Origin of the sequence: Streptosporangium jomthongense, from assembly GCF_042650425.1 — a bacterium.
Lineage (GTDB): Bacteria > Actinomycetota > Actinomycetes > Streptosporangiales > Streptosporangiaceae > Streptosporangium.
Genome location: NZ_JBHSBC010000066.1, coordinates 1 through 11,370 on the forward strand (window position 1 = coordinate 1; position 11,370 = coordinate 11,370).

General features: G+C 69.9%; 9 protein-coding genes and 1 pseudogene. 5 read left to right on the forward strand and 5 right to left on the reverse strand.

Annotation, left to right across the window (positions count from 1 at the left end; genetic code table 11):
- Nucleotides 1-377: 377 nt before the first annotated feature.
- The gene (locus tag ACFOYY_RS41605; RefSeq protein WP_386197061.1) at nucleotides 378-2,180 is read right to left on the reverse strand and encodes a hypothetical protein; all 1,803 of its coding nucleotides are present in this window, start codon (nucleotides 2,178-2,180) and stop codon (nucleotides 378-380) included.
- 307 nt (nucleotides 2,181-2,487) lie between these two features.
- On the opposite strand from ACFOYY_RS41605, the gene ACFOYY_RS41610 reads away from it, so the two are divergent.
- The 3 genes from ACFOYY_RS41610 (at nucleotide 2,488) to ACFOYY_RS41620 (ending at nucleotide 4,906) form a co-directional block, all read left to right on the forward strand.
- Nucleotides 2,488-3,024, forward strand: a complete 537-nt coding sequence (locus tag ACFOYY_RS41610; protein ID WP_386197062.1) for a hypothetical protein — start codon at nucleotides 2,488-2,490, stop codon at nucleotides 3,022-3,024.
- A gap of 297 nt (nucleotides 3,025-3,321) precedes the next feature.
- A complete protein-coding gene (locus ACFOYY_RS41615) occupies nucleotides 3,322-3,972 on the forward strand; it encodes a hypothetical protein (protein WP_386197063.1) in 651 nt (216 codons plus the stop codon).
- A gap of 124 nt (nucleotides 3,973-4,096) precedes the next feature.
- Nucleotides 4,097-4,906 carry an STM4013/SEN3800 family hydrolase gene (locus ACFOYY_RS41620; RefSeq protein WP_386197064.1) on the forward strand — a complete coding sequence of 270 codons (810 nt, stop codon included), beginning with the start codon at nucleotides 4,097-4,099 and terminating at the stop codon, nucleotides 4,904-4,906.
- A gap of 196 nt (nucleotides 4,907-5,102) precedes the next feature.
- Here ACFOYY_RS41620 and ACFOYY_RS41625 read toward each other — a convergent pair whose 3' ends face one another.
- The 3 genes and pseudogenes from ACFOYY_RS41625 to ACFOYY_RS41635 all read right to left on the reverse strand — a co-directional run bounded on the left by ACFOYY_RS41625 (nucleotide 5,103) and on the right by ACFOYY_RS41635 (nucleotide 7,680).
- Nucleotides 5,103-6,197 (reverse strand): PQQ-dependent sugar dehydrogenase, encoded by a 1,095-nt coding sequence (locus ACFOYY_RS41625; RefSeq protein WP_386197065.1) that lies wholly within the window; start codon nucleotides 6,195-6,197, stop codon nucleotides 5,103-5,105.
- Between the two features lie 72 nt (nucleotides 6,198-6,269).
- Nucleotides 6,270-6,449, reverse strand: a pseudogene (locus ACFOYY_RS41630) (cyclophilin-like fold protein); the annotation flags it as partial.
- A gap of 73 nt (nucleotides 6,450-6,522) precedes the next feature.
- Nucleotides 6,523-7,680: an MFS transporter gene (locus tag ACFOYY_RS41635; RefSeq protein WP_386197066.1), complete on the reverse strand. Its 1,158-nt coding sequence runs from the start codon at nucleotides 7,678-7,680 to the stop codon at nucleotides 6,523-6,525.
- A gap of 279 nt (nucleotides 7,681-7,959) precedes the next feature.
- On the opposite strand from ACFOYY_RS41635, the gene ACFOYY_RS41640 reads away from it, so the two are divergent.
- Nucleotides 7,960-10,302, forward strand: a complete 2,343-nt coding sequence (locus tag ACFOYY_RS41640; protein WP_386197067.1) for an excinuclease ABC subunit UvrA — start codon at nucleotides 7,960-7,962, stop codon at nucleotides 10,300-10,302.
- Between the two features lie 205 nt (nucleotides 10,303-10,507).
- On the opposite strand, the gene ACFOYY_RS41645 is transcribed toward ACFOYY_RS41640, so the two are convergent.
- Nucleotides 10,508-11,200, reverse strand: coding sequence for a TetR/AcrR family transcriptional regulator (locus ACFOYY_RS41645; protein WP_362782738.1), 693 nt, complete (start codon nucleotides 11,198-11,200; stop codon nucleotides 10,508-10,510).
- 53 nt (nucleotides 11,201-11,253) lie between these two features.
- Here ACFOYY_RS41645 and ACFOYY_RS41650 point away from each other — a divergent pair.
- The coding region (locus tag ACFOYY_RS41650; protein ID WP_386197121.1) for an FAD-dependent oxidoreductase at nucleotides 11,254-11,370 on the forward strand (117 nt) is incomplete at its 3' end.

Here is an 11,370-nt window from a genome sequence, read left to right on the forward strand (position 1 = left end):
GATCAGCTCGTGGCTGGCCGGCGGAACAGCCGGAAGCAGGTGGTCGTGACGCCCGGGGCGGACGATGTCCCGGTCCGGTCGCTGGTGGAGGAGCTGAAGGACGTCACCACACCCGAGCAGTTCGGGCAGCAGTTGAAAGGCTCAAGGAGGTCGACGGTCTGAGGCCTTCCTCAAGCAGTTCGCCGACCTTCTCGGCGACAAGAACCAGGGTAGGCAGTTCCACTTCTCCACGCGGGGCAACTCGGTCCTCCAGGACGTGCGCACAGGAGATGTTCCTCCACGAACTGCAGAACCGTGCCTGCCCGGACAAGCTCATCACGGTCATCACCGGCTCGGACGGCGCCGCGCAGCCCAGGGGCACTTCGGGAGGCGGGGAGTCAGGACGCCTGCGGGGAGGTGGGGCCCTCGTTGCCGATCCAGGTGACGTACCAGCCGTAGCGTTCGGCGTCGGCCGGGCTCAGCGGCCCGCCGTCGGTCCAGCGCACGTAGACGCGAAAGCCGGTGGGAGTGGCGTCGTAGATGCCGGTTGCGCCGCTGAGCAGCCACTGCGATCCGCCGGTGCTGCTGATCGAGGCCACGTAGACCGGGGTGGCGGCGAACTCGGCGTCGCCGGTGTCCACCTGCAGGGTGATGGTCGTGTCGGTGTAGACCTGCCAGCCCTGGCCGGGCTCGGTGCGGCCGGAGACGGTGTGACCGCACGTCTCGGGGCAGGAAGGCGGGAACGGGGCGCAGCCTCCTCCGCAACCGCCGCCGTGACCACCGCTGTGACGGGGCGGGCAGGGCTGTGGCGGCAGCGCGCAGACGACGAGCGTGCTGGTGGTGACCGGGTGGTCGGGCGGGGTCTCGTTGGCGGTGGCCGCGGCGGTGTTGCGGATCGCGCCGGGCCTGGTCACCACGGCCTTGAGCTCCAGGCGCGCGCTGGCGTTCTCATCCAGCGTGCCGACGTTCCAGACACCGCTCGCCGGGTCGTAGCCGCCGGTGCCGGTGCCTCCGGTGGCGTGCGCGGACAGGTAGGTCAGGTGCCTGGGCAGTCTGTCGGTGACCTTCACGCCGGTGGCCTGGCCGGGGCCGTGGTTGGTGACGAGCAGGTGGAAGGTCACGACCTCCCCCACACCGACCTGGGTGCGGTCGGCCGCCTTGGTCAGGCCGAGGTCGACAGGCCTCCGCACGGGGGTGGTGACCGCGTTGGAGACGGCGTCCCTGTGCTCGATGGGGTTCTCCAGGGTGTTGTCGTAGGTCGCCTTGGCCTGGTTCTCGATCAGGTGGCCGCCGGCCGTCCGCTCGATCCTCACCTGGAACCGGACCGTGGTGGAGACCGGCCTGCCGTCGGTGGAGGGGTCCAGCCGGCCGCCCGCGTCGGCGGTGGCGCCCTCGCCGAGGCGGAAGGTCACCGTGCGCGAGACCGGATCGTAGGAGGCGCGCTCGTCGCTGCCGGCGCCGGGGCCGTTCACGATGCGCGGTGAACCGGGCACCAGGCTGGTGCCCGGCGGGACGGCGTCGGTCAGGACGAGGTTGTCGGCGGGCGAACCGCCCTCGTTGACGGCGGTGACCTCGTAGGTGACGGTGTCGCCGATCTTCAGCTCGCCGTCGGGTGCGGCCTTCTTGGTCAGCACCACACACGGTGCGGTGCCGAAGACGATGTCGTCCAGGAAGTTGCCGACGCTGGGGCTGCCTCCGGCGGAGCGGATGGCGACGAACCCGAACCGGGTGTGGTCCTGACCCGCGGGGACGGTGTAGACGCCGCTGTGCGTGCCCCACGCGCCGGTGCCGTCCTCCAGGTTCTGGGGGTTGTTGTTGGGGACGAGCCGGGCGCCCTGCGCCGGGACCGGACCGATGTGGACCTGCATGACGTCGTTGCCGCTGCGGCCGCGGTGGCGCAGCCTCCAGTACAACTTCTGGCCGGGCGTGGTGGGCAGGTCCTGGTACAGCATGGACGCCGAGTTGGCGTTCAGCTCGACGAACTGGGTTCCCTCCGCCGACGGGACACCGTAGGTGGAGGAGTTGGAGGGCCAGAACTCGATCTGGTTCCTGCTGTCGTTGGTCTGCCAGCCGGGTACCTGGCCGGCGTCGAGGAAGGTGACGTTGTCCCGGTTCGGTACCTGAGGCTGCTCGAAACCGCCGTTGGTCAGCACGACGCGTTTGGGGCATCCGCCGGGAGGGGGGTTCTGTGGCAAGGCCATAGGGATCCTTTCCTGCCGGTTGTCGCGGTACGGCCGGAGGGTCGACCGCACCCTACGGTTGCCATTTGTAATCGACCCATTACCGAACGTTAGGTTAGATTGCGGTTACCCCCACGCCACCGTTACAGCACGGATGAAACCCCACTCTGAGGGCCACGCACGCCTTTGAACGGCACAAATGCGGTCGGACAACCACCGGTCACCGCGGAGTTCCGCGACTCCTGCGCCGCGGTGGCGTCCCGGTTGGAGACGCGCCGCCGGGACAGCGTGGGTCAGACCCGGCCTCGTTGGTCTCACGGCCGAAGTCATGGGCCGGCACCCCGGCAAGGAGGACGCGACGGAGCCGCAGGGACGGTTCCATGGCCCGGCCGGCGGTGACCGAGCGCAAGGCGTCGAGCCGGTGATCGCGGTCTATGATCCCCGCATGGCCGCACCGAGACTTCGAGCATCCGATGCGAGCGGGCGTGTGCTGGACGATCCAACCGACACCGAGGTGCACGACCTGTTCGCGGACCTGAACGCACGCTGGATGTTCGCGATCGTGGAAAGGCTGGATCGCGAGCCAGCGGGCCAGTTCTACTTCCAGGTTCACCTTGATTACGCGGGTGGCCAGAACCCGGATGCCGACGAGGAGGTCGACGTCGACTATGACGTCGAATTCCGGGAGGGCGGTCCGGATGAGCATTACCGTGCCAGGATTACCGGCCTGTACGGCTTCGCCGGGCTGGATCTCGTGCACAGGGCGTATCGCGCGTGGCGGACCGAAGACCCTGGGTTGAGGGATCTGCTGTCGTGGAGATCGCTGAAGTTCGAGAGCCGAGCTGATACGGCTCAGGGCTCCTGAGGCTACGGCGAACGGTGACCTGTCACCTCGACCGCGGCCAACACCGCCTTCACCAGGGGAAGCACACCCTCGCAGCTTGAAACGCGGTGTCTCAACGCGGGTTGCCCACCCGGTGGTCGGCACCGCGACGCCCGGCCATGAAATGCGGTGGTTGTGTGCCGCTGCCCGGCCTAGGGTGCGGGCATGTCCTATGTGCTCCACGGTGTTGTCGGCGATTTCGACCATCTCCGCTCTTTGTCGGGCGATGTGCCGCGGGCGGTGGTGGCGCCTCTCCGGCAACGCCTGGGGCTGCTACCGGTGACTGACGAGATTTTCAACGAGCTGACCGACGCGCGACGGGAGAGCGGGCCGTTCACGCTCATGTCCCCGGGGTTCACCGAAAGGCTCAGGGGCTGGTCACGCGGTGGCCGTATCGCTTATGTGGAAGCGGATTTCTGGGGCGGTAACGGCAGCCAGGCCGCTGCCCTGTGGGAGAACGGCCGGCAGAGCTGGGGCCCCGGGTACGCCTCGATCCGGGTCGGACCGCCACATGAGGACCGGCCGATCAACGCCGTGCTCGCCCGCCTCGGAGCGATCGGAGCAGGTGCGCTGGACCTTTTCGACACGGTCGGCTTTGGGCGGGAACGCGACATGGAAGGGTGGCGCCGGGCGGGCCTGGACGCCCTGGAGGCCGCCGACTACGACGTGTGGGAGGCCGCGTGCCGTGCCAAGGAAGAGGCCGACGCCCGCACCGCCGCCGAACGGGACAGGTACACCAGGCGTGACGACGCCCCCGTCGTCCTCGACGGCAGAACGGTGATGCGGATGCTCGGCATCCCGCCTTCCCCGATGGTGGGGGCCGCGATCCGGCATCTCCAGGAGGTTCACCTGGAACGTGGTTCCCTCACCCGCGACGAGGCCACCGCCGAGCTGCACCGCTGGGCCCAGAGCTTCCGAAGCACTCGATGAGTCGCGAACCGCCGGGGTATGACACGCGGTGAACGTGGTGGCACCGACGTTCGAGACGGAATCACCCGATTGGGGTCGCACGTCCACGCTGGAGGACCGGGAGGCGGACGGGTAAGGAGACATCGTGATCAGTGGCCATGACGTGATCCCCAGTCACAACATCTTGTTCATCACGCTCGATTCGCTTCGCTTCGACACGGCGCGTTCCGTTCTTCATGCCGGTCGGAGCCCGAACCTGGCGCGGATCCTGCCGGGCGGTAACTGGGAAGAGCGCCGGGCCCTCGGGACCTACACCTTCCCGGCGCACATGTCGTTCTTCGCGGGCTGGCTCCCCACTCCCGCACGCCCCGGCCGGCCTTCGCGGCTTCTGGCCTGCCGCTCCCCGAACGGCGCCACCATCGGTGAACGCACCTACGTCTTCGACGCGCCCGACATCGTCTCCGGCCTGGCCGGCCTCGGTTATCGCACCGTGTGCATCGGAGGCGTGGAGTTCTTCTCCCATCTGACACCACTGGGAAGTGTGCTTCCCGCGCTCTTCCAGGAGAGTCACTGGCATCGCCGGATGAGCGCCGATGAGCCGGACTCCACCCGCCACCAGGTGGATGTCGCCCTGCGGATCCTGGACGGCCACCCCAAGGACCGGCGCCTGTTGCTGTTCCTCAACGTCTCCGCCACGCACATGCCCACGCACTTCTACCTGCCGGGGCAGTCACAGGACTCGTGGGAAAGCCAGTGCGCCGCGCTGGCCTACGCCGACGCCGAACTCGGGCGCCTGTTCGACGCGCTGCCGTCCCTCGGCCCCTGGCTCGGTCTCATCTGCGCCGATCATGGGGAGGCCTACGGCGAGGACGGCTGGACCGGCCACTCGATCTCCCACCCGACCGTGTGGGCCGTGCCGTACGCCGAGACCGTCATCCCCGCCGCGACACGCTGACGGAGCCGTCGCACGACGCTGCGGCCGGGAGATCCCTGCCGAACCGTCCGGCCGGACGTGAGCCGTCGTGGGGTCGCCCGCCGATGAGCACCACGGCGGGCGAAACGGACGGCACGCCACATGGGTGGGCGCCCGGCTCCTGCCCCATCCGCTGGACGGCGGGCGGAGGGCGGGTGGTGAACCAGCGGCGGGTGTGTCAGCCGCCGATCGCGACGCGGAGGATGCGGTCGTCTCCCGGGCCGGGGGTGCCGCGGCCGTCGGTGTTGTTGGTCAGCACCCACAGCGACCCGTCGGGGGCGACGACGGCGTCACGGAGGCGCCCGTACCGGCCGGCGAGGTGCTGGGTGGAGGTGGAGAGCCGGTCGAGCGGGATCTGCCGGAGGAGCCTGCCGCGCAGGTTGGCCAGGTAGATCGTCCCGTTCGTGATGGCCATGCCGCTGGGGCTCGCCTCGGCCGGTGGCCACTGCTGGACCGGGTCGGTGAAGCCGTCCCGGCCGGCGATGCCTTCGACTTCGGGCCAGCCGTAGTTGCCGCCTGGCCGGATGACGTTGAGCTCGTCCCAGGTGTCCTGTCCGAACTCGCTGGCGTACAGGGTGCCGCCGCTGTCCCAGGCGATGCCCTGGGGGTTGCGGTGGCCGAAGCTGTAGACCAGGGAGCCCGCGAACGGGTTGTCCGGGGGAACCTTCCCCTCCGGCGTCATCCGCAGGATCTTGCCCGCGAGCGTGTTCTTGTCCTGGGCTGCGGGGCGGTCGCCGGCGTCCCCGACGGTGGCGTACAGCATCCCGTCGGGTCCGAACGCGATCCGGCCGCCGTTGTGATAGCTCGCCGACGGCAACCCGTCGAGCACGGTGGAGGAGCGTCCGAGGCCGAGCCTGCCGGGGGTGCCGGTGAGCTCGAACCGCTCGATCCGGTTCCCGTCGTTCGCGGTGTAGTAGGCGTACAGGAAACCGTTGCGGACAGCGATGCCGAGGAGACCGCCTTCGCCCATCGGGGTGACCGCCTCGATGACGCCGACCTGACGGACGGCTCCCCGCTCGCCGATCTCGACGACGCGGGCGGTGTCCCGCTCGCTGACCAGGGCCGTCCGGCCGTGGAAGGCGATGGACCAGGGGGCGTCCAGGCCGTCGGCGATCGTGGTGACCGGGGCGAGCGGGGTGGCGGACGCGGCCCGCGCGGAGGAGAGGGCGGCGCGTGCGGCACCCTGGTCCGGCGCGCACGCGGTTAGCGCGGCCGACGCGATCAAAGCGAGTGCGGGAGCGGCCAGCCGTAGGAGCAACGTTCTCGTGGTCATGAGCATGTCCGTCGAATCTGCGTCGGGAGCCGGGCGGGACGACAGGGAGGCGGGACTCATGTGGCCGGATGGTCAGCCGGCCAGGGCCACGGTGACGTCGCCGCCTTCGGGCTTGGTCAGTCGGCCGAGTGTGGCCCGGTAGGTGCCGGAGCGGCCGACGCCGCCCCAGGGCACGAAGTAGATGAGGTCGCCATATTCGGGATCCGATCCGAGAGAGCCGGTGGTTTCGAGCTTACGCCGCAGGTAGCCGGTCTTCTCTTGGCCCTACCGCGGGGCCGAGAAGCTCGACGGGCCGGTCCCGATGGGCCACGAGTACGTCCGGGCCTCAGCGGTGACCCGATGAAGGACTTCCTGTACGGCGACGCCCGCGTAGCAGTCGGTCACCGAGCAGGACCGCGCAGGACCCGACGGTCAGCAGCCCGCCGGCGAGGAAGGTGCCCCGTACCTCGGCGAACGGCAGGACCAGTGCCCCTATCGCGGCTCCCGCCGCGATGCCGGCGTTGTAGGCACCGGAGTTCGCCGCGAGAGCGATGTCCGTACGGCCCGGCGCGCAGTACAGCATCGCGTTCTGCGTGGTCATGAAAACCGGCCCGAGCGCACCGCCCATCAGCACCAGGAACACCACCGCCGCCACCTGATGGGCACCGAAGACGTACAGGCCGAGCATGCCCACCGCCTGCGTGGCCACGGCGGCGGCCAGCGCGGACTGCGGAAAACGGTCCAGAAACGTCCCGGTGATGCTCACCCCGGCCAGACACGCGACACCGAAACCCACGAACAGGACGCTGACCGTGCTCGGGGAGAACCCGCTCACGTCTCCCAGGAAGGTCACGATGTAGGTGTATCCCGTGAACGCGCCGGTGGCGGACAGGGCCCCGGCCGTCAGCACCGTCCCGAACCGCCGTGCGTCGGGACCGGTGCCGTAGGCGGCGGGTTCCTCCTCCGGGTGCGAGGTCGGTAGCAGCACGGCGATCGTGACCAGGGAGACAAGCCCCAGGGCCGCCAGCAGGGCGATGGGCACCTGCCAACCGCTCTGCTGGCCCAGACGGGTCCCAGCGGGAACACCGAGCACGAGGGCGAGCGAACCGGCGACGGACAGTGCCCCGATCACACGCCCCCGGACCTCGGGCGCGAACAGGCCAACCGCGACCGGCCCCATCACGGCCCAGAACAGCGCCTGGGCGAGCGCGGTCAGCAGCCGTGCCACGAGGAGCTGCCAATAGGAGGTGGCCAGCGCCGCGACGAGGCTGGACACCACGAGCGCGGCCAGCAACCCCGTGAGCACGTGGCGTCGGGGCACTGCCCGCACGACGTGGGCGATCGGCACCGACGCGATGGCCACCATCGCGCCGTAACCGGTGACCAGGAGGCCGACCGCGGACAGGGACACCCGTAGATCGTCGGAGATCAGCTCCAGGAGACCGACCGGCAGGTTCTCCGCGGTGTTGAAAGTGAGGGCGGCCAGCATCAGAGCCCCGAGCACCGCAAGCCTGTGCCATGGAGCCGGTTGTCGCGTGGCGGTCCCGCCTCTTCCCGCTCTCGCCCATCGTGCCTGCTCAGTGACACCGTCCATGCGGCTACCCCACCAAGCCCATCGGTCCCGCCGCAACCGGGATTCATCCGCGGAAAGCGCTACCGCGCCGTCAGGCGCAACACCAGCGCGTGCCCGGCGAGTAAGCCGGGATCTTCGGGAAGGAGGATGACGGGCCTCCTGCTGGGCATGCCCTTTCGGGGATTCGGTGCCGGGAGAGGGGAAGGACGCATGCGAGACGGCTCTGGCGGGGGAAACGGCGGTCGCGGCCGGTGGATCGTCGTCGAGAAGGCCGCGACGCACAACCTGCGTGAGGTGTGCGTGGAGATCCCCAAGGAGGCGCTGACGGTCTTCACGGGCGTGTCGGGCTCCGGAAAGTCGTCGCTGGCCCTGGACACGGTCGCGGCCGAGGCGCAGCGGCTGGTCAACGACTCCTACCCGTCTTTCGTGCGCAACCGGCTGCCGCACACCGCCCAGCCGGACGTGCAGCGGATCGACGGCCTGACCTTCACCGTCCTGATCGACCAGCGCCGCTTCACCGGGAACGCGCGTTCCACGGTGGCGACGGCGACCGACATCGCCCCGCTGCTGCGGTTGATCTTCTCGCGGATCGGCGAGCCGTCTGCGGGATACTCGCCCGCCTACTCCTTCAACGACCCGAGCGGGATGTGCCCGGACTGCGAGGGGCTCGGCGTGGTCCAGGACGTCGACCTCGACGCGCTGCTCGACCTGGACAGCTCCATCGACCAGGGGCCGGTACGGTTCCCCGCCTTCCGGCCGGGCACCTACCGGTGGAAGCGTTTCGCCTACAGCGGTCTCTTCGACAGGTCCAAGCCGCTGCGGGACTACACGGAACAGGAGATGCGGGACTTCCTGTTCGCCGACCAGATGAAGCTGCCCGCCCCTGATCCGCGTTTCCCCAAGACGGCGAGGTTCGACGGCGTCGTGACGCGGATGCGCGACGTCTACATCCGCAACCCGCCCCGGTCGAAGTCGAAGGAGACCGAGGAGGCGATACACCGGGTGATCACCACCCGGACGTGTCCCCTGTGCGGGGGCGCGCGCTTGAACCAGGCCGCCCTGGCGAGCCTGGTCGACGGGCGTTCCATCGCGGACTGGACGGCGCTGCCGGTGGACCGGCTCCACGACCTCCTCGCCGACCTGAGCGACCACCGGGTCGCCCCCGCCCTGTCGGAGGCCCGCAGGCGGTTGGAGGCGCTGCGGTCGGTCGGGCTCGGTTACCTCACCCTGGACAGGGTCTCCTCGACGCTGTCGGGCGGGGAGGCGCAGCGGGTCAAGATCATCCGTTATCTCGGCAGTCCGCTGAGCTCGGTGACCTACGTCTTCGACGAGCCGAGCAGTGGTCTGCACCCGCACGACGTCCGGCGGCTGACCGAGCTTCTTCTCCGGCTTCGTGACGCCGCGAACACGGTACTGGTGGTCGAACACCATCCGCAGGTCATCGCGCTCGCCGACCACGTCGTCGACCTCGGGCCGGGAGCAGGGCGCCAGGGCGGCCGGATCCTGTTCGAGGGGACGGCCACCGATCTGCTGCGCGCCGACACACCGACCGCGCGGGCCCTGCGCGAACCACTGACGCCGCGCGCCACGACCCGCCCCGCCCACGGGCACGTCATGATCCGGGACGCGCGCGCCCACAACCTCCAGGGCTTCGACGTCGGTATTCCGCTACGGCTGCTCACCACCGTCACCGGCGTGGCCGGATCGGGAAAGAGTTCCCTGGTCACGGGTGAACTGCCCAGACAGCACCAGGACTTCGTCGTGGTCGGGCAGGAGCCTCTGCAGGGTGGCGGGCGGTCAACGCCGCTGAGCCAGCTCGGCCTGGCCGAACGGGTCCGCAGGATCTTCGCCGCCGAGTCCGGGCTCGCTCCCGCGTGGTACAGCTTCAACTCCAAGGGCGCCTGCCCGGTGTGCCGGGGCCGTGGGTTCATCACCACCGAGCTGGCCTTCCTCGACGACGTCTTCACCCCCTGCGACGTCTGTGAGGGGTCGCGGTTCAATCCCCGTGCCCTGGCCACACGTGTCAACGGGGCGACCATCGCCGACGTCCTCGCCTCTCCTCCCGCCACGCTCATCGAGCTGTTCGCCGGACACGCCGACATCGTCGCCAGGCTCGGGTGGATGGACCGTGTCGGCCTGGGCTACCTCACCGTCGGGCAGCCCATGGACACCATGTCCGGCGGGGAGAAACAGCGGCTGCTGCTCGCCAAGCACCTTGGAGACGTCGGCCGGGGACGCGGCCAGCGCATCGTCCTGGACGAGCCGACGACCGGGCTGCACGGCACCGATGTGGACCGGCTGCTCGTCCTCTTCGACGAACTGGTCGACGACGGCGCCACACTCGTCGTCGTCGAGCACGACCTGCGGGTCGTCGCCCACGCGGACCACGTCATCGACATCGGTCCTGACGCCGGTGACGCGGGTGGTCGTGTGGTCTTCCAGGGGACTCCGGCCGATCTGGCGGCCGATCCCGGCTCGTTCACCGGCCAGGCCCTCGCGCAGGCGTTCCGCCCTCCGGCTCCCCTCGGGCGGCGGGTGGCCGCCACGCGGTGATCCGCCGGACATAACCGGTGAAGCGCTTCGCCGTACGGTTCCAGGAGACAGAGGGAAGCGGCCCCGGTTCCGTGGACGAGACCGGGGCCGCCTCCCTCTGGTCGACGGATCGTCATACCGCAGGCCCTGCCGGTGACCGGCGGGAACGAGGAGCGGATCGCTTTCCCCAGGACCGTCGCCTCCTGCCCTGGAGAGGCCCCGGAGGTCACATCGGCGGCTGGGCGAGTTTGGCGGCCACGGCGTCGAGAACCCAGTCAAGGCCGGTGGAGAAGGACGTCTCGGCGTCCACCTCCGTGCCGTCGTACACGATCTTGGTCAGCATCGGGAAGCGGCCCGTGTCCAGCATCCTGCGCACATGCGGGCCGTAGGCGCGCTGCCAGTCCTGGTCGGACAGGCCCGTGGCGCGTTCGGCCCGCAGGTTCGCGATCTCGCGTCTGATCGCACCGGTGACGTAGGCGTTGACGGTCTCCGCGGCGCGCATGACGGTGCCGAGGTCGGCGAGGCCGTCGAGAGCGGACAGGGCGGCCTCGCCGACGGCGAAGCCGTTCGGGCCCAGGGTCGGACGGCCGCCGAGCAGGTCGGCCAGCCATTCGTGACGGAGGGCGGCCTGCCTGGTGCGGTGGGCGTGGCCGCGCAGCGCCTCCCGCCAGCCACCGGGCCGCCCGTCGGGAAGGATCTCGGCGTAGACCTCGTCCACCATGAGGTCGAACAACTCCTCCTTGGTGGAGATGTAGCCGTACAGCCGCATCGGGCCGACGTCCAGCCGGGCGGCGACCTTGCGCAGCGACATCGCCTCCAGCCCGCCCTCGTCGGCCAGCGCGATGGCGGCGGCGACGATCCGCGCCCGGTCGAGCGGCACAGGACGAGCCGACGGCTCCGGACGGTCCCACACAGTCATGGCTACATCGTACTGTCGCGATACGGCGTAAGGATGAAATACAGTGTATCGACATGAGACATCGTATCGCCGTTGTCGGGGCCGGGCCCGCCGGGCTCACCTTCGCCCGCGTCCTGTACCGCCACGGTCACCCCGTCACCGTCCTCGAACGCGACCCCTCCCCCGGCGCC